Origin of the sequence: Streptomyces sp. HUAS MG91 (genome assembly GCF_040529335.1) — a bacterium.
Classification (GTDB): domain Bacteria; phylum Actinomycetota; class Actinomycetes; order Streptomycetales; family Streptomycetaceae; genus Streptomyces; species Streptomyces tabacisoli.
On the sequence record NZ_CP159534.1, the window covers coordinates 108408 to 126302 of the forward strand.

A 17895-nucleotide genomic window follows, 5' to 3' on the forward strand; every position below is an offset into this window, starting at 1 on the left:
ACGGGCGGTACTCACGCCGGGTCCGCCGAGCCTCGCTTGTCCTCGATGTGGACGACACGCAGCTCGGTGCCGTCCAGGTGACGCTTGGAACGTCCGAGCAGTCCGACAGAGATGTGCGACTGATCCTGAGGTTCATCGGGGCCGACATAGGTGAGGACGTCGTTGTGCTGCCCCGTGACGAGCCATCCCTCGATGCCCTTGAGGTCGAGAACCCCGAAGTCTCCGGCCGAGGATCCGGCACGCACCGGGCCGAACTGCTTCAAGAGCTCGATCGCCTGTTCAGCAAGTTCCCCGTCGGCAGCGGTCAGCACGGCACAGGTTCCGTGTTCGAACAGCACCCACGACTTACGCGAGTCGGCGAGAAGCCGCTGCCAGACGTCTATCAGTTCATCGATGGCCACGCCGATCATCATGCCGCAGAGCACCGACACAAGGTGGCCGTCTTCCCGGCTACTGAGATGCGGTCAGGGCGTCGCGTGCGGTGGACGGTCGGCGGCCGAGGAGTTCGCCGAGGAGGGGGTCGGTGCCGGAGAAGAAGCCGGCCTGCGCGGCCTGGTAGAAGCCCAGCAGGAATCGGGTCATGTGCTCGGGCTGTCCGGCGGCGCTCTGTGCGGCGATCCAGTCGCTCTCGTCCATCTGCTGGTAGCGGATGGCGCGTCCTGACAGTTCGGACGCGACGTCGGCGAGTTCGGCGAAGGTCGGGGCCTCGGGTGCGGTCAGGGTCACCGGACCCTCGTGGGCGCCGGGAGAAGTCAGGATCTGCGCCGCTGCCTCAGCGGCGTCGGCGCGGGCGGTCCAGGACACCGGCCCGTCACCGGGCACGGCGATGACGCCCGTCTCCCGCCACGGTCCGGCGAGCCACAGGAGGCTGTGGGCGTAGAAGCCGTTGCGCAGTGACGTCCACGGCGTACCGGAGGCGGCCAGGAACTGTTCGGTGGCGAAGTGGTCCCGTCCGGGTGCGAACGGGTTGTCCGGTGCGGCGGCCTGGTGGCTGGTGTAGAGGATCCGCTTCGCGCCGGCCTCGACAGCGGCGTGGACGGCCGCGCGGTGCAGAGCGGTTGCGTTCGCGGTCGGGTCGTTGGAGGAGACGAGCAGCAGCTGATCGGCGTCCGCGAACGCCTCGGGCAGGGAGTCCGGATCCGCGTAGTCGCCGTACCTGACCTCGATCCCCCGCCGGGCGAAGCGCTCCGCCTTCGCGGTGTCGCGCGCCACGACCGCGATCTCGCTCACGGGCAGACGGTCGAGGAGGTGGTCGACGGTGGCGCCGTTGAGGGCTCCGGTCGCACCGGTCACGATTATCATTGATTCGCTCCTTCTGTTATCGGTGGAATCACCTCCACGGTAGCCCTGGATATCGGTGATAGCAAACCGTTGCTATCTTTGATTCATGAGTGATGCGGTCAGAAACAGCCGGACGGACACACGGGCGGCGATCGTCGACGCCGCGGCTTCACTGCTGCACGAGAAGGGGCCCGGCGCGGTGACCACCCGGGGTGTCGCCGAGCGCGCCGGCGTGCAGGCCCCGACCATCTATCGCTTGTTCGGTGACAAGGACGGCCTGCTGGAGGCGGTGGCCGAGCACGTCATGGCCGCGTTCGTCTCGGACAAGGCCGCCAGTGTCGCGGCCGCGGCGGCGACCGACGTGGACCCGCTGGACGACCTGCGCGCGAGCTGGCACAAGCAGATCGAGTTCGGCCTGGCCAACCCGGCGATCTTCCGGCTGCTGAGCGACCCGGAACGCGTACGCGACTCGCCCGCCGCCCGCAGGGGCAAGCAGATCCTGGAGACACGTGTGCGCCGACTGGCGGCGGCAGGGCGACTCCGGGTTCCCGAACCGCACGCGGTCGACCTCATCCAGGCGGCCGGCGTCGGAACTGTCCAGACCCTGCTGGCAACCGCGCAGGCGCACCGGGACCCCACCCTGGGCGAGGCGATGATGGACGCCGTCCTCGGCCGCATCCTCACCGACGCCCCCACCCGGACACCCGACGGCCCCCTCACCTCGGCCGTCGCCCTCCGCGCACAGGCACCCCACCTGGAGATGCTCAGCGAGCCGGAACGCCTGTTGCTCATGGAGTGGCTCGACCGCATCGCAGATCCCGCGGGAACCAACGCCAAGGCGATCTCGACGGAGTCCTAGCCCCTCGGGCGATGCATTCCGGATCGGACGCCCGGTCGTTCAGTGCTGCCGCGAGGGAGGATTTCGGCGGTGTCCACGCGGCAGGGCGACGACAAGAGCGTCAGGGCTGATCGATCTGGGCGGCGGCCCGCTCCAGGTCGGCGACGGTCCCCGACATGATCGTCCGTACATGGGTGGTGATGTGCCGCACGGGCCAGTCCCACCACGCCACGGCAAGGAGCCGGGCGACATCCTCGGCGTCGTAACGGGTGCGGATGAGCCGGGCGGGATTGCCGCCGACGATGCCGTAGTCGGGCACGTCGGCAGTGACCACGGCCCCGGCGGCGATGATCGCGCCGTGCCCGATGCGCACGCCGGGCATGACCGTGGCGCCGTGACCGAACCACACGTCGTTGCCGACGACGGTGTCGCCCCGCCCGGGCAGACCGGTGATCAGGTCGAAGTGCTCCGCCCAGGAACCGCCCATGGTGGGGAACGGGAAGGTGGACGGGCCGTCCATGCGGTGGTTGGCGCCGTTCATGATGAACCGGGTGCCCGTGCCCAGCGCGCAGTACTTGCCGATGACGAGCCGCTCGGGACCGTAGTGGTACAGGACGTTGCGCGTCTCGAACGCGGTCGGATCGTCCGGATCGTCGTAGTAGGAGAAGTCACCGACCTCGATCAGAGGCGACTTCACCAACGGCTTGAGCAGCACCACGCGAGGGTGCTCGGGCATCGGGTGGAGCACGGTGGGGTCAGCGGGAACGGGCGGCATCGCGGAGTCGGTTCCTCTCGACTGAACCTAGAGCGACGGTTGTCGCGTTAAGATGCTGGCACAGCCCTGCCTCCTTGATCAACCGGATACCGATTGCCGATGACAGACCCTCTGGACACGACGCCGGACCGCCGTCCGGGCGGCCGCACCGCCCGCGTCCGCACCCAGGTCCTCGACGCCGTGCGAGCCGAACTCGCCGAGGGCGGTCACGAACGACTCACGATGGAGGGGGTCGCGAAGCGCGCCGGAGTGCACCGCGCCACGGTCTACCGGCGTTGGCGCGATGTCGCCGGCCTGCTCGTCGACGTCATCGACGCCGCCGGCGAGATCGACTGGCAGCCGCCGGACACCGGCTCACTCCTCCGCGATCTGACGGCCCTCAACGAGGAAATCCAGGAATCCCTGGTCGTACAGCCGTCGTTCGCCGTCGCCCTGATGGCTGCCTCGTTCCACTCCGAACAGGCCGCGCAAGCCCAGACCCAGCTGTGGACGGACCGGTACGCGCAGTGCGAGATCCTCGTCGAGCGTGCCGTCGAGCGCGGCGAACTCCCCGCTCAGCACACGGACGCGCGGAGCCTGCTGATCGCCGCCACGGCACCGCTCTATCACCAACTCGTACTCCTGCGCGCCGATCCGGACCCGCGCCTCCCGGAACGGGCCGCGGAGGCGGCAGTCCTGGCGGCTGCCGCGGGCGCCTTCACCGCCCGTCGGGAGGAGAGCGTGTGATCGAGGTACAGCGGGGCGCAAGTACCCGCCGGCAGGCGGTTTCCTTCGGATCAAGCCCGTCCGATGTCCGTGGTCAAAAAGATCTCGGATCAACAGAGCGGGCGACCTACGCTGAGCGCCGTCCGCACTATCTGGGAGAAGCATGACAAGCAGGTTCACCGAGTTGACCGTTGACTGCCACGATCCGGAGAGGCTCGCGGCGTTCTGGTGCGAGGTCCTGGACTTCAAGGTGATCGACCGGAGCGAGGGCAAGGTCGAGATCGGCTCCTGGGTGCCGACCGTCGAGGAGATACGGGCCCGTCAGATGCCGCCCACCCTGATGTTCATACGTGTGCCCGAGGGCAAGACCGTCAAGAACCGGCTGCACCTCGACGTCAGCCCGATCGACCGCAGCACCGAGGACGAGGCGACAAGGTTGCTCGGCCTCGGTGCCGTCAGGGTGGACGTGGGCCAGGGCTCGGACCGGAACTGGGTGGTCATGGCCGACCCGGAGGGCAACGAGTTCGACGTCGTGCGCACCTTGGCGCCGCAGGACCAGCCAGGGGCTCGCTGACGATCTCCCAACGGAGCCGAGGCGCGCCCGGCCGATCCGGCCGCGCTCCGGTGCGGCCTGTCAGGTGCCGTTGATCAGGCGCGTCGCCAGGTCCGGGCTGAAGGTTCCGGCCGGGACGTCGGGAGCGATCCCGCACTGGCCGTCCGAGTTGCCCGGCGTCTTGACCCAGAGCAGCATGTCGCCGCCGCCTCCTTCCTGCGGGCGGGTGCCGAGCTTGCGTCCGGCCGGGTTGCACCACTCGCCGGCCAGCTTCCCGTTTCCATTGCGGCTGGTGTCGATCACGAAGTGCGAGCCGCCGCCGAGCGCCGAGTTCACCCCGTTCGCGTACGTCGTCGAGGCGCTGGTCGAGTAGTAGTTGGAGACGTTGACGGCGAAGCCGCGTACGTTGGCGATGCCCGCGCCCTTGAGCCGTCCGGCCATGGTCGCGGCGTCGGTCCAGCCCGCGTTGCCCGCGTCGAGGTAGGCCCAGGTGTCGGGCGCCTTCGCCTTCAGCATCTGGGTCGCGTACGTGAGCATGCCCAGGCGGTCCTGGATCTGGGCGTCGCTCATGCAGTCGAAGTCGCCGAGCGCGTCCGGCTCGATGACGACGACGGCCGGCCGGTCCGCGATGGCCGCCGCGAACGTGGAGATCCACGTCTTGTACGCGGCGACGCTCCCGGCGCCGCCCCCGGACTGGCCGCCGCAGGCGTCGCGGCCCGGGATGTTGTAGGCGACGAGTACAGGCAGCTGACCGTGGCTTGCCGCCTTCCCGACGTAGCTCGCGACCTGCGAACCGGTGGATCCGGTGGTGAACCAGGCGGCGATGGGCTGTTCCGCGATCTGAGTGCGGATGGCGGCCGCGCGGGCGTCGGTGGGGTGTGCCGCGACCCATGTGGCCGGGTTCGAGGCGGTGTTGACGTAGAAGCCGTTCGTGTCGGACAGCGGATCGGCCGCGGCCGGCTGGGCCGTGGCGAGGGCGCAGGCGGTCACCGCCACGGCGGCCGTGGCGATCCGGCTGAAGGTCCTGCGGGTACGCGTCATTGCGTCACCTTCCTGTGTGCTGTGGGGAGGGCTCCTTGTGGGAGGAGCCCGGTGGGGGGGAAGCCGCCGTCAGCGGGCGGCGGCGAAGGTCGCGACCCAGGCGAGGGCCGAGTTCCAGTTGATGGCGATCTCGTCGGTGCCGTACGAGTAGACGTCGTCGATGTAGCAGGTCGAGGGCGCGCAGCCGACGAGGTTCTGCTGGGCGACCGGGTCCGTGAGCACGGAGTTGGGACCGCCGGCCAGGGAGCCCTTCGGCGGATCCGGGAGGGCCGGGTCGATCTGGTGGGCCCAGATGCGGGTGTGCTGGTTGTGGCTGGCCCGCTCGCCGTAGCCGGTGACGTAGGACTGGTCGAGGGCGTTGCGGCCGAGGAGGTAGTCCATCGCCTCCAGGACGCCGTCGCGGTAGCGCGGCAGCCGGGTGAGATCGTAGGCGGTGGCCATGATCACGGCGTTGTTGGCGGTGACGCTGTTGGAGCCCCAGACGTACGTGCCGTCGGCGGGCTTGTTCGGGTTCGGGTAGCCCTGGGACCGCTGGTCGCGGACGAACGTCTCGGCGATCTTGACGATGCGGGCGCTCGCGGCCAGCGACAGCTTCCGCGGGAAGCGCTCGGGCATGCGGGCGACGGTGAGGTCGCTGAGCGCGCTGGTGTCCTGCCAGGAGAAGCCGTCGGTGGTGGCCTTCGCGGTGATGCGGGCGAGGTACCGGTGGTCGCGGGTGGTGGCGTACAGCTCGGTCGCGGCCCAGGAGAACTCGTCGGAGACCTGGGTGTCGTCGTAGTCGCCGCCGCCCGAGCCGTTGGCGTCCGGCGCGTACAGGTCGGGGTGCGCGAGCGCGGCGTCGAAGGCGGTCCGGGCCGCTCGCAGGCAGCGGGCGGCGAACTCCTTGTCGTACGGGGCCCAGACGCGGGCGGCCTGGGCCGCGGCCGCCGCGAGGTTCAGGGTGGCGGCGGTCGTCGGCGGGTGCAGGTAGCGGGGCTGGGAGTCCTTGTCGGGCTGGGTCGGCAGCGCCGTCCAGGCGAGGTCGTGCACCTTGTGCAGGGCCATGCCGGCGAGCGGCTGCCCCTGCGGGATCTGCATGCGCAGCAGGAACTCGACCTCCCACCGGGACTCGTCGAGCACGTCCGGCACCTTGTTGGCGTTCTCCGGTACGGAGAGCAGCCCGTCGGAGGCGCCGACGGTGTCGCCCTGCCGCCGTGAGCGCTCGTAGGAGTCCATCAGTTGCCAGGCCGCGAGTCCGCCGTTGACGACGTACTTGCCCTGGTCACCGGCGTCGTACCAGCCGCCGCGCACGTCCTGGCGGTAGGAGCAGGCGCCGGGCAGGCAGGGCACGTCCGTGTCGCCCTTGTTCGGGGCGACGCCGAGGTGGCCGGCCGGGCGCGCGTAGGCGTCGCCCACGTACGCCGCCTCGATCGGGGTGCCGCTGCGGGCGAGGTAGAAGTAGCCGAGCGCGTCGCGGCGCAGGCCGGTGTACGGGTTGTCGGCGATGTCGAACGGCTCGCTGACGTGGTCGCCGACGGCGAGGGTGTAGCCGGTGCCGTTCGTGGTGTAGCCGGAGAAGTCTGCGATGTGAACGTGCTGGCCCGAGGCGTCGTCGTCGCCCTGGACGCGGGTGCGGCCGGTGCGCACGACCGTGCCGTCGGCCGCGCGCAGGCTCCAGTCGACCGGCCGGTCGCCGGGCTCGACGACGGACGCCTTCTTGGGCCCGTGTCTTTCGTACCCGACCTGGTTGACGTGGACGGGACTGCCGAAGTCGCGGCCCGCGCCGGGGGCGACGGATCCACCGGTCAGCGACACGTCGTCCATGCACAGCGTGAACGCCGCGGCGGCGCCGCCCTGTTGGAAGGAGAGCTGGCCGTGCAGGTCGGCCGACTTCGACGTCCCGGAGACGGTGAAGGTCTGCGGCTCGGGGGTGAGGGTGAGCGTCTTGTTGAAGGTGGTGGTGCGGGGCGGTACTCCGAGCTGGAGTACGGCGCGGATGGTGGTCGTGGTGGTCGCCGAGGCCGTGAAGCGCAGGGTATAGGGCTGGTCGGCCTCCAGCGGGATGCTGTCCTGCGCGATCATCGAGTCCCACGGATTGGCCGTTCCGGCCGGCACGTCGGCACACAGTTTGCCGCCGTCGATCCGGGAGGGCGTGGAGCCGCTGCTCCACCACGGGGTCTTCACCTGGTCGAACGTGCCGTTCAGGACACGCTCGTAGGGCTGTTGAGGGTCGGGGGCCGCGTGCACCGCGGGTGCGGTGGCCAGCAGCACGGTGGGCAGCACCAGGGCATGCAGAAGCGTTCGGGGGCGCATTCCGGTCTCTTCCGTCGCTCGTCCAGTCGTCGGAGGGCCGGTCCGCTGTGGCGTCAGCGCCGATCGTGAGGGCGGCCCGCGGCGATGTCAACGGATCGGGCGCCGTCAGATTTTTTTGCCCAGGACACTTCCCCGTCACAGGAGTCTGGCTCTACAGTCCCGGACTGTTACCGCTCCCAATTTTTGGCACAGGCGGTACAGGATCGGTCGTTGCTATGGCGTCAAATAGCAGCTCAGAGAGACTTCTTGGGGTCGGAGCGTCCATCTCCGCCCCTTTACCGCTCCCAAAACAGAGGAACATTATGGGACAGATACAGCGCCGGACCGAGGGTCGGGCACGCCCCCTGACGGGACGTCGGCGGCTCGCGGCGGCCGTCGCGATCGGTGCGTCGATGGCGGTGTTGAGCGCCTGCGGCAGCGACGACGGGACCAGCGGTTCGGGCAAGACTGTCCTGGTGGTCAAGACGTTCAGCCAGTTCGGCTACGAGGACCTGTACAAGCAGTACGAGGCCGCGCACCCGGACATCGAGATCCGCGAGGAGAACATCTCCCAACTGGGCGACTACGCGCCGAAGTTGCAGCAGTGGATGGCCAGCGGCCAGGGCGCGGGCGACGTCGTGGCCCTGGAGGAGGGCATCCTCACGCAGTTCATGCAGCGGCCGGACGCCTTCGTGAACCTGCTCGACCACGGCGCCGCACCGCTGCGGAAGAACTACCTCGACTGGAAGTGGCACCAGGCCCTCACCCCGGACGGCAAGACCCTCGTGGGCCTCGGCACCGACGTCGGCGCGCAGGGCATGTGCTACCGCAAGGACCTGTTCAAGAAGGCCGGTCTGCCCACCGACCGCGAGAAGGTCGGCGCGCTGTGGCAGGACTGGGACGGCTATCTCTCCGTGGGGAAGAAGTTCACGGCGGCCAGGACGGGAGCGCACTTCTTCGACTCGGCCGGCTCGATCTACCAGAACATGCTGATGCAGCAGAGCGACCACACGTACTACACCAAGGACAACAAGCTCGTCATCGACTCCAACCCGGCCGTGCGGACGGCCTGGGACAAGACGGTCGAGATGATCGACGCGGGCCTGTCGGGGAACATCGCCGCGTGGAGCCCGCAGTGGAACGCAGGCTTCAAGAAGGGCACGTTCGCGACGATCCCCTGCCCGTCGTGGATGCTCGGCACCATCAAGAAGCAGGCCGGCGACGCGGGCGCGGGCAAGTGGGACGTGGCCCGGGTGCCGGGCAACGGCGCGGTGCGCGGCGGGTCCTTCCTCGCGGTGCCCCGGCAGAGCAAGCACCCTGAGCAGGCGGCGGAGCTGGCGAAGTTCCTGACCAGCGCGAAGGGGCAGACGGCCGCGTTCAAGGGGAAGGGCAACTTCCCGTCCGCGCTCGCGGCCATCGACAGCGACGACGTGCGTTCGTACCGGGACCCGTACTTCTCCGACGCACCGGTCGGCCGGATCTTCGGCGACAGCGTCAAGGCGCTGCGGCCGGTCTACCTCGGCCCGCAGAACAACCCCATCAACGACGCCGTCAGCAACTCGCTGACCGCGATCGAGCAGCACAAGCTGTCCGACGCCGCGGCGTGGAAGAAGGCCGTGTCGGAGGCGAAGCGCCTGGAGGACTGAGCCCCGCCGCCGCGGCACAGCGTCGCCGCCGCGCCCACGGGGCCCGTCGCTCGACCGCCGCAGGAGTCCGGCATCACCGCCGCCCGCCGCGAGCCGGGCACCCCGCGGCGGCGTCGCGGTCCGAGGTCCGGTCTTTCCGGCCCCACCGCCCGATCGCCGCCGGGGCGCCCGGACTTCCCGGCCCCGCAGGGACACCCGCCCTTCCCGGCCCAGCCGGGGCCCGGACTTCCCCGCCCCGCGGGCCCGCCCACTCCCCCGCCACCCAAGGATCCGCCGTGACCACAACCACCCGGCTTCCGCACGCCGGACGCACCTCACCCCGAGCACCCGCACCACCCGACGCGCCCAGCCCCCGGCCCCGCCCGCTCGCCCGGCTGGCCGCGCGCGGGACCCCGTACCTCTTCATCGCCCCGTTCTTCGTCCTCTTCGCCGTCTTCGGCCTCTACCCGCTCCTCTACACCGCGTGGGTCTCCCTGCACGAGTGGAAGATGGGGATGAAGGGCGACTTCGTCGGGCTGGACAACTACAGCAAGCTGTTCGGCGACCCGGACTTCTGGAACGCCCTGGTCAACACGGTCGGCATGCTCGTGATGGCGACCGTGCCGCAGCTCCTGCTCGCGCTGGTGGTGGCGAGCATGCTCAATCAGCGGCTGCGCGGCATGACGTTCCTGCGCCTCGGGATCCTGCTGCCGATCGTCACGTCCGTCGCCGCCGTCGGCATCGTCTTCAGCCAGCTCTTCGACCGCGACGCGGGCATGGCCAACGGCCTGCTGCACCTCGTCGGGATCGGCCCGGTCGACTGGCGCGCGGAACGCTGGTCGTCGTGGGCGGCGATCTCCACGATGGTCGACTGGCGCTGGACCGGCTACAACTCGCTGATCTATCTCGCCGCGATGCAGGCCGTGCCGAAGGAGCTGTACGAGGCCGCGTCGATCGACGGCGCCGGCCGCGTCCGGCAGCTCTTCGCCATCACGGTGCCGATGATCCGGCCCGCCGTGATCTTCACCGTGATCTCGTCGACCATCGCGGGCCTCCAGCTCTTCACCGAACCGCTGATCTTCGCGCAAGGGTCGAACGCGATCTCCGGCGGCAGCCTGCGCCAGTTCCAGACCATGTCCATGTTCATGTTTGAGAAGGCCTTCAGGAACTTCGATTACGGATACGGCTCCGCCGTGGCCTGGATGATCTTCCTGATCATCATCGTGCTGACCGTGGTCAACTTCCTCATCGTGCGGAGGACGAGGTAACCGTGCGCAAGAACTCCCCGCTCGCCTATGTCACGCTGATCGCCGCGATCCTGCTGTCCGCGTTCCCGCTCTACTGGCTGCTCGTCGTCGCCACCCGGGGCAGCGACGTGGTCGGCGACTGGCCTCCCCCGTTGCTGCCCGGCGGTCAACTCGCCGACAACATCGGGCGGTTGTTCGCCGCCGACGGCGCCCACTTCGCGAAGGCGCTGCTCAACTCGGCGATCGCGTCCCTGACGGTGACCGTCTCCGTGGTCTTCTTCAGCACCCTGGCCGGCTTCGCCTTCGCCAAACTGCGCTTCAAGGGCCGCGACGTCCTGCTGATCTGCATCCTGGGCACGATGATGGTGCCGGTCCAGATGGGCATCATCCCGCTCTACATGATCATGGTGAAGTTCGGCTGGGTGAACCAGCTGCAGGCCGTCATCGTGCCGTTCCTCGTCTCGGCGTTCGGCGTCTTCCTGATGCGCCAGTACACCGAGCAGACCGTGCCCGACGAGCTGATCGAGGCGGCCCGCGTCGACGGCGCGCACACCTTCCGCATCTACTGGACCGTGGTCCTGCCCGCGCTGCGCCCGGGAGCCGGCGTGCTCGCGCTGTTCACGTTCATGGGCGCCTGGAACGAGTTCCTGTGGCCGCTGGCGGTTCTCGAACAGGACAACCCCACCGTGCAGTTCGCCCTGAACCAGCTCTCCACCAGCTACTACACCGACTACTCCCTGATGTTCACCGGGGCCCTGGTCGCCATCGTCCCGCTGCTCGTCGTCTTCGTCATCTCGGGACGCCAGATCATCGGCGGCATCATGGAAGGAGCCGTCAAGGCATGAGCACCCCGCTGGTTTCCGAAGTCCCGGCGTCCGTGGACTCCCCGGAGGAACTCGCCGACCGTTTTCCCGCCTCGTTCGTCTGGGGCGCGGCGACCTCCAGCTACCAGATCGAGGGGTCGGTGAACGCGGACGGCCGCGGCCCCTCCATCTGGGACACCTTCTGTGCCCGGGAAGGAGCGATCGACAACGGCGACACGGGGGCGGTCGCCGCCGACCACTACCGCCGCCACCGCACGGACATCGACCTGATGGCGCGGCTGAACCTGGGCGCCTACCGCTTCTCGATCGCCTGGCCCCGCGTCCAGCCCACCGGCAAGGGCCCGGTCAACACCCAGGGCCTCGACTTCTACGAGCGTCTGGTCGACGACCTCCTGGAGCGCGGCATCACCCCGTGGCCGACGCTGTACCACTGGGACCTTCCGCAGCCGCTGGAGGACGCCGGCGGCTGGCCCCGGCGCGACACCGCCGAACGCTTCGCCGAGTACGCGGCCGCCGTGCACGAGGTGCTGGGTGACCGTGTCCCGCACTGGACCACCCTGAACGAGCCGTGGTGCTCGGCGTTCCTCGGCTACGCCACCGGACGGCACGCCCCCGGCCGCCGCGAGCCGCAGGCCGCGCTGCGCGCCGCCCACCACCTGCTGCTCGCCCACGGCCTCGCCACCCGGGCGCTCCCCGACGACGCCTCGGTCGGCATCACCCTCAACCTCACCGACGTGCGCGCCGCGTCCCCCGCTCCCACCGACGTCGACGCCGCACGGCGTATCGACGGTCTGCAGAACCGCCTCTTCCTGGATCCGCTGCTGCGCGGCACGTACCCGGCGGACGTCGTCGCCGACCTCGCGGGCTCCTTCGAGCTGACGCACGTACACGACACGGACCTGGAGGTCATCGGCGGCCGGCCACCGGCCTTCCTCGGCATCAACTACTACTCCCCCCTGCACGTCGCGCACCGCGCCGAGCCCCAGAGATCCGCGTACGTCGGCGCACCGCACACGGCCGCCGTGGACGGCGGGGGCGCGCGGACGGCGATGGGATGGGAGATCGACGCGTCCGGGCTGCGCGCCCTGCTGCGCCGGCTGCACGCCGAGCATCCCGGCCTCGCGCTGTACGTGACCGAGAACGGCGCCGCGATCGACGAGGACGTGCACGATCCGACCCGGCTCGCCTACCTGCGCGACCACATCGAGGCGTGCGCGGACGCGATGGCCGAAGGCGTCGACCTGCGCGGCTACTTCGCCTGGTCCCTGCTGGACAACTTCGAGTGGTCGTTCGGGTACCGGCACCGCTTCGGCCTGATCCACGTCGACTACGCGACACAGGCCCGCACTCTCAAGGACAGCGCGCGCTGGTACGCGGACCTGCTGCACGCCGCCCGCGCCTCCGCGCTCCCCGCATCCGCGCTCTGACACCCACGCCTTAAAGTGACAGCCACAGCCGCCGCAACCAGGAGCCGCACGCATGACCGGACGCCAGCCCACTCTCGACGAGGTCGCCGAACGGGCAGGCGTCTCCCGCGGCACCGTCTCCCGTGTCCTCAACAACCGCCAGCACGTCAGCGCCAAGGCCCGGCGGGCCGTGGAACAGGCCATCGACGACCTCGGCTACGTACCGAGCGTCGCCGCTCGCTCCCTGGCCAGCGCCCGGCGCGGCGCGGTCGTCCTCGCGATCTCCAGCGACGACCCGGCACTGTTCGCCAACCAGTTCTTCGCCCAGGTCATCGCCGGCGTGAACACGGTGATGGAGGACACCGACCTGCACCTCATGCTCATCCTCGCGGCGACCGAGCGCGGCCGCGAGCGCCTGGAGCGGGTCCTGCAGTCGCGGGGCGCCGACGGCGTGATGCTGCTGGCGTTGCGCGAGAACGACCCGCTGGTGAAGGTGGCCGAGGCCGGGAAGGTACCGGTGGTGTACGGCGGGCAGCCGCTGGAGCGGGCGCCGCGGTTCTACGTGGACGCGGACAACCGGGGCGGCGCTCGCAGCGCGGTCGAGTACCTGATTTCCACGGGCCGCGAGCACATCGCCACCATCACTGGCCCCCAGGACCAACAGGTCGGCGTCGCACGCTACTTGGGGTACCGGGAGGCGCTGGCGCTTGCCGGGCTCGACGCGCGGCGGGTGGCCCACGGCGACTTCTCCCAGGAGAGCGGCGCCCGTGCGATGACGGAACTGCTGGACCGGCACGGGGACCTCGACGCGGTGTTCGTGGCCTCGGACGCGATGGCGGCGGGCGCCCTGGAGGCACTGAGCGCGGCGGGCCGCACGGTCCCCGACGACGTGGCCGTCGTCGGCTTCAACGACATCGTCACCGCCCAGCACACGACCCCGACCCTGACGACGGTCCGCCAGCCGATCGAGGCACTGGGCCGCGAGATGACCCGCATGCTCCTGCGCGCCATCAACGAGGACACTCCGACGCCGCTGATCCTCCCGACGGAGCTGGTGCTCCGCGACTCCGCCTGACACGGGCACCCAAGGGTTTCCATTCCGGGCCGCGACGAATCGCCGGAACAGCAGCGGTGCGGATTCAGCCCTGCGTCGCCTCCACTGCCGAGGCGACGAAATCTGCGACCAGTCGCCGCCGGTCCTCCTGGCTCCAGGCGAGGACCAGCGCGCTACCCGGCGCGTCGGCCACCGGGACGTGCACGAGCCCCGGGTGCGGTGGCCGGGTCAGCGAACGCGGCAGTACCGCGACTGCTCGTCCCAGCAGCACCATTTGTGTCAGCTCGGCGCCGTCGGCGACCTCGGGGCCGATCCCGGGGACGGGCTCGACACCGGGCAATCCGCTGCCGTGGATGCCCTTCCAGCGGGGCAGCGTCTCGTGGGCCAGGTCGGCGAGGGTCACCTCGCTGCGGCCGGCGAGGCGGTGGTCCGGCGGCAGGACGGCCACCCGGCCTTCGATCATCAGGGTCTCGTGGTCCAGCCCGGTCAGGTCGTCGAACGGCACGTACAACAGAGCCACGTCCGCCCGGCCGTCGCGCACGTGGTCGGCGCGGTCGGTGGCCCCGCCGAACACGATGTCCACCTGACGGGCGTCGGGCCGGCGCGCGTAGGCGGCCAGGATGCCGGAGAGCAGGTTCGCGTCTCCGCCGGGCTTGATCACCAGGCGCAGCTGGGTCTCCCGTCCGCCTGCTCGGCGGGTCTTCTCGATCGCCGCGCCGACGGCGAGCAGCGCATGCCGGCCGTGGTACTGCAATACCTGTCCGGCGGGGGTCAGGGCGACGTGCCGACTGGAGCGCTCGACCAGCGTCACCCCGAGCCGGTCCTCCATCCTCCGTACCGCCTTGGACAGGGCGGGCTGGGCGATCCCCAGCCGCTGTGCCGCCCGGCCGAAATGCAGCTCTTCGGCGAGGGCGGCGAAGTACTCCAGCTCGCGGGTCTCCAGCTCGGCCATGCCGCCAGAATACGTCCCCATACATTCCTTGGAGGAATGGATCGAGAATCAATCGTTCTTGGACTTCACGAAGAACGACCAGTTCAATGGATGCATGATTCACCACACGATGATCGTCGCCTTCGATGAACTGATTCCCTCCGGCGAGCTCGACGAGTTCCTGAAAGGGCTGGAGGAGCTGACCGTGGGCACCGGCGCCTTCCAGTCCTTCACCGCCCGCCACCACCTGCGCGTCCCCGCCGATGACCACGCCCCGGTGGCTGTCGCTTCCGCCGTGGTCCAGTTCGGCGTGGCCGACCTCGACACCCTCAACGACTCCTTCAGCCTTCCCAGCGTCGGCGAGTTCATCTCCAGCTGGCAGGCCCGCCGCCCGTACAAGGCGATCTGGGTGAACCACGAGCCCCTCACCTGACTCGGCACCGAGTCGCCACGGACGCAGCTCCGGGCTCTCTGCCTGTCCAGCAGGACGCGCCTCTTCTCGCCACCGATCTCATACGGGGACGTAGAGGTCCTGCGGTGACGCGCCCAGGATGAGACCGTTGTCGAAGCGGACCTGCACCGTCACCAGCGGTCCCTGTTCCTGGAACGCGATCCACGCCGGATGCAGCGCGCCGATCTTCTGCTCCAGCTGCCTCTTGCTTTCTGGGGGCATGCCGTCACCGTAGGAGTCGAGCAGCGACTTCAGCCGTTCGTACTCGCGGACGTCGGCTTCCTCTCGGACGTGCTCGACGACTTCCTCCACGGTTCCCTCGATGCCGGCGGCGAGAGAGAGGATGCCAATGACCGCCCCGGACACCTCGATCGGGTCGGTCAGACGGAGATCGGCAGCCAGCTTGACCCGCTGGCCTTCCTGCAAAGTCATGAGATTTCCCTGTTCTACGTTCCGGTGACCCTCACCCCATGATCACCCTCGCCCCGCCGGGCCGTAATTCCGGCCCGGTCTCCGCCACGCGACGCGGCGGCGTCAGGTCGACGTCGAGTATCGAGACAGCTGGCGGAGCGCCAGATCAGTGCGCCTCGCACCCGCCAGCAGCGCATCTTGATCGTCTCCGCACGGGCGCCTAGGCTCTCGTGCCCATGGGGATGGGGGAACCGAACCACGGTCGGCGGTCGTGGCTTGCGCGGCTGGCCCTGCGTCGTGGAATCGCTGCGCTGCTGGCTGGAGCGGTGGGACTGGCCGTTCTGGGAACCGTGTTCGCCGTTCTGCCAGGCATGGTGGTCGACCACGATCTCGCCGGGGCCGCCGTCGCCTCGCAAGATCGGCTGAAGGCCGTGAACGATGTCCGGACGACTCTTCTACAGGTGGTCGGTGGCTCGGTCGTGCTCTTCGGCGCGTACGCCACCTGGCGGCAAGTGCGGGTCAGCCAGGATGGCTTGCGCGCCACCCAGGAGGGCTATGTCACGGACCGGTTCAGCCGAGCGGTCGATCAGCTTGGCAGCGACAAGCTGGAAACACGTATCGGCGGGCTGCACGCGCTCTGGCGAGTCGCGGAGCAATCGGCCCGTGACCGTGAGGCCGTCATCTCCATCCAGGCCGCGTATCTGCGCACGCACCTGCCCTGGCCGCCCACCGGGGCGGAGACGCCGGCTGCGGACGTGCACATCAACGATGTCGCCCCGCTGGAGGCCCGTGTCGCCGACGCCCAGGTGGCGCTGACCGGCCTCGGCGTGCTGTGCCAGCGTCGGGAGCAGTCCTGGGTCAATCTCAGCGCCACCGACTTGCGCCGGGCCGACTGCGACGGGCTGTGGCTGCCCGAGGTCAACCTCGACCGCTCCTGCATGGAGGCGGCGGGTCTCTACCACGCCAACCTGACCCAGGCCTCCCTCGTCTCGGTCAACCTGCGGCACGCCGATCTCAAGACAGCGATCCTGCACCGGACCCGGTGTGCCCTGGCCGATCTGCGCGGCGCACGGCTTGTCGAAACAGACCTGCGCGAAGCGGACTTCACCGAGGCCGACCTTCGCGAGGCGAACCTGCGCAAGGCCGACGCGGGCGGCGCTGTCTTCCGCGCTGCCGACCTACGCCTGGCCGACTTGCGCGGCACAGACCTCAGAACGGCCGACCTGGCCCAGGCGCGTCTGACCGGCGCCCTCGTCAGCGAGCGCACCCGCTGGCCCGTCGGCTTCGACCTGTCGGCCGCCGAAGTCGTCGTCACCGAGGAACCCGGCCCCGAACCCCCGCCTCTGCTCCAGCCGCCGGGGATAACGACGCAGCACCCGCCGCTGCAATCCATGCCCTGACCGAACGGCCCAGTGATGACCAACGGGGAGCCTGGCCGAGCGACTGGAACCGTTCAAGTCGGAGTTTCTCGCCGCTGCACGCGGCAGCCTGACCTGACATCGGAGGTCACAGCGGCGCGCTGATCGCGGCGTCAAGGCCGAAGCCATCACTGAAGCACGGGTCTGATGCACGGTTACGTTCGTGTCCGGGGTTGCGGTGTGTTGCTGTGGGCCCGACTCGAGCTTCTGACCATAGCGGCGGCATTCTGGCGAGCCCTCGCTGGTGCGCGCGGCCCCCGTCTTGGCTTGGTACAGCGGCGTGTTGCTGCGTTGTTGAGGGCTGCTGCTCGGGCCTCGACGTGGGCAGGGGCCGAACAAGCCTCGGCCGGTCCACAGGTGGCGCCGCCTCGCCTGAAGCTGAGGAGGCCATGTGACCATGACCGCATGACGGCTGGTCGGATCATCTTCCTCAACGGAACGTCCAGTTCGGGAAAGTCGAGCATCGCCAGGGAGTTGCTCGACATCCTGGACCACGGCGTCTTCTTCCATTTGGCGGTCGACAGCTTCAACGCCATGCGTACGAAGCGGGACCTCGCGCAGGACGACCTCGACCACGCTCTGCGCCGGACGAGGTTGGGCTTCCACCGCTCGATCGCGGCCATGGCCGCGGTGGGCAACGATGTCATCGTCGATCATGTACTCAGCGAGCCGTGGCGGCTGATCGACTGCCTGACCGTGCTGCCCCCGGAGAATGTGTTGTTCGTCGGTGTCCGTTGCTCACTGGACGAACTGGTCCGTAGAGAAGCGGCGCGTGGCGATCGTCCGTCGGGTCTGGCGGCGCTGCAGTACGACCTGGTCCATGCGCATGGTGATTACGACGTCGAATGCGACACCAGCACGGCCGACCCGCGTGAATGCGCCGAGTTGATCAAGAGGTTCCTGCCAGACCGGCCAACGCCCACCGCCTTCACCCGTCTTCGCGCACGGTACCTCTGAATGTCGTTCAGGCCGTAAGCGGGCAACCAGCCTGGTCGGGGCGGAGACAGAGACTCCAGCTGGACCAAGGGAGCAAGTATCTGCATACCGAGTCCGTCCTCGACCAG

Annotated in this window: 18 protein-coding genes; 11 read left to right on the top strand and 7 right to left on the bottom strand. The window is 69.4% G+C overall.

Annotated elements, in window-relative coordinates:
• Positions 1-11: 11 nt before the first annotated feature.
• Positions 12-410, bottom strand: a complete 399-nt coding sequence (locus ABII15_RS00520) for a hypothetical protein (RefSeq protein ID WP_353946925.1) — start codon at positions 408-410, stop codon at positions 12-14.
• Between the two features lie 40 nt (positions 411-450).
• Entirely contained in the window at positions 451-1302 is an 852-nt protein-coding gene (locus ABII15_RS00525; protein WP_353940213.1) for an SDR family oxidoreductase, read from the bottom strand.
• Between the two features lie 85 nt (positions 1303-1387).
• Between ABII15_RS00525 and ABII15_RS00530 the strand changes: the two genes are divergently transcribed.
• The gene (locus tag ABII15_RS00530) at positions 1388-2140 is read left to right on the top strand and encodes a TetR family transcriptional regulator (protein WP_353940214.1); all 753 of its coding nucleotides are present in this window, start codon (positions 1388-1390) and stop codon (positions 2138-2140) included.
• Positions 2141-2240: 100 nt separating this feature from the next.
• Here the strand turns inward: ABII15_RS00530 and ABII15_RS00535 are convergent, their stop codons facing one another.
• Complete coding sequence (locus ABII15_RS00535) at positions 2241-2894, bottom strand: CatB-related O-acetyltransferase (protein WP_353940215.1); 654 nt, start codon at positions 2892-2894, stop codon at positions 2241-2243.
• 99 nt (positions 2895-2993) lie between these two features.
• On the opposite strand from ABII15_RS00535, the gene ABII15_RS00540 reads away from it, so the two are divergent.
• On the top strand, positions 2994-3620 hold the full coding sequence (locus ABII15_RS00540; RefSeq protein WP_353940216.1) for a TetR/AcrR family transcriptional regulator: 627 nt from the start codon (positions 2994-2996) through the stop codon (positions 3618-3620).
• Positions 3621-3762: 142 nt separating this feature from the next.
• On the top strand, positions 3763-4173 hold the full coding sequence (locus tag ABII15_RS00545) for a VOC family protein (protein WP_353940217.1): 411 nt from the start codon (positions 3763-3765) through the stop codon (positions 4171-4173).
• A 60-nt stretch (positions 4174-4233) separates the two neighbouring features.
• Here the strand turns inward: ABII15_RS00545 and ABII15_RS00550 are convergent, their stop codons facing one another.
• Both ABII15_RS00550 and ABII15_RS00555 read right to left on the bottom strand, forming a co-directional pair.
• Positions 4234-5193: a glycoside hydrolase family 6 protein gene (locus ABII15_RS00550; protein WP_353940218.1), complete on the bottom strand. Its 960-nt coding sequence runs from the start codon at positions 5191-5193 to the stop codon at positions 4234-4236.
• A gap of 69 nt (positions 5194-5262) precedes the next feature.
• Positions 5263-7485, bottom strand: coding sequence for a glycoside hydrolase family 9 protein (locus ABII15_RS00555; RefSeq protein ID WP_353940219.1), 2223 nt, complete (start codon positions 7483-7485; stop codon positions 5263-5265).
• 302 nt (positions 7486-7787) lie between these two features.
• Between ABII15_RS00555 and ABII15_RS00560 the strand changes: the two genes are divergently transcribed.
• The 5 genes from ABII15_RS00560 (at position 7788) to ABII15_RS00580 (ending at position 13641) form a co-directional block, all read left to right on the top strand.
• The gene (locus tag ABII15_RS00560) at positions 7788-9110 is read left to right on the top strand and encodes an extracellular solute-binding protein (protein WP_353940220.1); all 1323 of its coding nucleotides are present in this window, start codon (positions 7788-7790) and stop codon (positions 9108-9110) included.
• 275 nt (positions 9111-9385) lie between these two features.
• Entirely contained in the window at positions 9386-10357 is a 972-nt protein-coding gene (locus ABII15_RS00565; RefSeq protein ID WP_353940221.1) for a sugar ABC transporter permease, read from the top strand.
• Positions 10358-10359: 2 nt separating this feature from the next.
• On the top strand, positions 10360-11181 hold the full coding sequence (locus tag ABII15_RS00570) for a carbohydrate ABC transporter permease (RefSeq protein ID WP_353940222.1): 822 nt from the start codon (positions 10360-10362) through the stop codon (positions 11179-11181).
• Entirely contained in the window at positions 11178-12587 is a 1410-nt protein-coding gene (locus ABII15_RS00575; protein ID WP_353940223.1) for a GH1 family beta-glucosidase, read from the top strand. The genes ABII15_RS00570 and ABII15_RS00575 overlap by 4 nt, the downstream gene beginning before the upstream one ends.
• A gap of 52 nt (positions 12588-12639) precedes the next feature.
• Complete coding sequence (locus tag ABII15_RS00580) at positions 12640-13641, top strand: LacI family DNA-binding transcriptional regulator (protein WP_353940224.1); 1002 nt, start codon at positions 12640-12642, stop codon at positions 13639-13641.
• A 64-nt stretch (positions 13642-13705) separates the two neighbouring features.
• Here the strand turns inward: ABII15_RS00580 and ABII15_RS00585 are convergent, their stop codons facing one another.
• Positions 13706-14572 carry a LysR family transcriptional regulator gene (locus ABII15_RS00585; protein WP_353940225.1) on the bottom strand — a complete coding sequence of 289 codons (867 nt, stop codon included), beginning with the start codon at positions 14570-14572 and terminating at the stop codon, positions 13706-13708.
• A 94-nt stretch (positions 14573-14666) separates the two neighbouring features.
• On the opposite strand from ABII15_RS00585, the gene ABII15_RS00590 reads away from it, so the two are divergent.
• Entirely contained in the window at positions 14667-14984 is a 318-nt protein-coding gene (locus ABII15_RS00590) for a hypothetical protein (protein ID WP_353940226.1), read from the top strand.
• A 78-nt stretch (positions 14985-15062) separates the two neighbouring features.
• Here ABII15_RS00590 and ABII15_RS00595 read toward each other — a convergent pair whose 3' ends face one another.
• The gene (locus ABII15_RS00595) at positions 15063-15434 is read right to left on the bottom strand and encodes a hypothetical protein (protein ID WP_353940227.1); all 372 of its coding nucleotides are present in this window, start codon (positions 15432-15434) and stop codon (positions 15063-15065) included.
• Positions 15435-15745: 311 nt separating this feature from the next.
• Between ABII15_RS00595 and ABII15_RS00600 the strand changes: the two genes are divergently transcribed.
• Together ABII15_RS00600 and ABII15_RS00605 are read left to right on the top strand one after the other, a co-directional pair.
• Complete coding sequence (locus tag ABII15_RS00600; protein ID WP_353946926.1) at positions 15746-16813, top strand: pentapeptide repeat-containing protein; 1068 nt, start codon at positions 15746-15748, stop codon at positions 16811-16813.
• A gap of 423 nt (positions 16814-17236) precedes the next feature.
• Complete coding sequence (locus ABII15_RS00605) at positions 17237-17788, top strand: AAA family ATPase (RefSeq protein ID WP_353940228.1); 552 nt, start codon at positions 17237-17239, stop codon at positions 17786-17788.
• The last annotated feature ends 107 nt before the right edge of the window (positions 17789-17895 follow it).

Coding starts and splice junctions, on each gene's coding strand:
- ABII15_RS00520 (WP_353946925.1), bottom strand. CDS start 410: ATGATCGGCGTGGCCATCGATGAACTGATAGACGTCTGGCAGCGGCTT.
- ABII15_RS00525 (WP_353940213.1), bottom strand. CDS start 1,302: ATGATAATCGTGACCGGTGCGACCGGAGCCCTCAACGGCGCCACCGTC.
- ABII15_RS00530 (WP_353940214.1), top strand. CDS start 1,388: ATGAGTGATGCGGTCAGAAACAGCCGGACGGACACACGGGCGGCGATC.
- ABII15_RS00535 (WP_353940215.1), bottom strand. CDS start 2,894: ATGCCGCCCGTTCCCGCTGACCCCACCGTGCTCCACCCGATGCCCGAG.
- ABII15_RS00540 (WP_353940216.1), top strand. CDS start 2,994: ATGACAGACCCTCTGGACACGACGCCGGACCGCCGTCCGGGCGGCCGC.
- ABII15_RS00545 (WP_353940217.1), top strand. CDS start 3,763: ATGACAAGCAGGTTCACCGAGTTGACCGTTGACTGCCACGATCCGGAG.
- ABII15_RS00550 (WP_353940218.1), bottom strand. CDS start 5,193: ATGACGCGTACCCGCAGGACCTTCAGCCGGATCGCCACGGCCGCCGTG.
- ABII15_RS00555 (WP_353940219.1), bottom strand. CDS start 7,485: ATGCGCCCCCGAACGCTTCTGCATGCCCTGGTGCTGCCCACCGTGCTG.
- ABII15_RS00560 (WP_353940220.1), top strand. CDS start 7,788: ATGGGACAGATACAGCGCCGGACCGAGGGTCGGGCACGCCCCCTGACG.
- ABII15_RS00575 (WP_353940223.1), top strand. CDS start 11,178: ATGAGCACCCCGCTGGTTTCCGAAGTCCCGGCGTCCGTGGACTCCCCG.
- ABII15_RS00580 (WP_353940224.1), top strand. CDS start 12,640: ATGACCGGACGCCAGCCCACTCTCGACGAGGTCGCCGAACGGGCAGGC.
- ABII15_RS00585 (WP_353940225.1), bottom strand. CDS start 14,572: ATGGCCGAGCTGGAGACCCGCGAGCTGGAGTACTTCGCCGCCCTCGCC.
- ABII15_RS00590 (WP_353940226.1), top strand. CDS start 14,667: ATGATTCACCACACGATGATCGTCGCCTTCGATGAACTGATTCCCTCC.
- ABII15_RS00595 (WP_353940227.1), bottom strand. CDS start 15,434: ATGACTTTGCAGGAAGGCCAGCGGGTCAAGCTGGCTGCCGATCTCCGT.
- ABII15_RS00605 (WP_353940228.1), top strand. CDS start 17,237: ATGACGGCTGGTCGGATCATCTTCCTCAACGGAACGTCCAGTTCGGGA.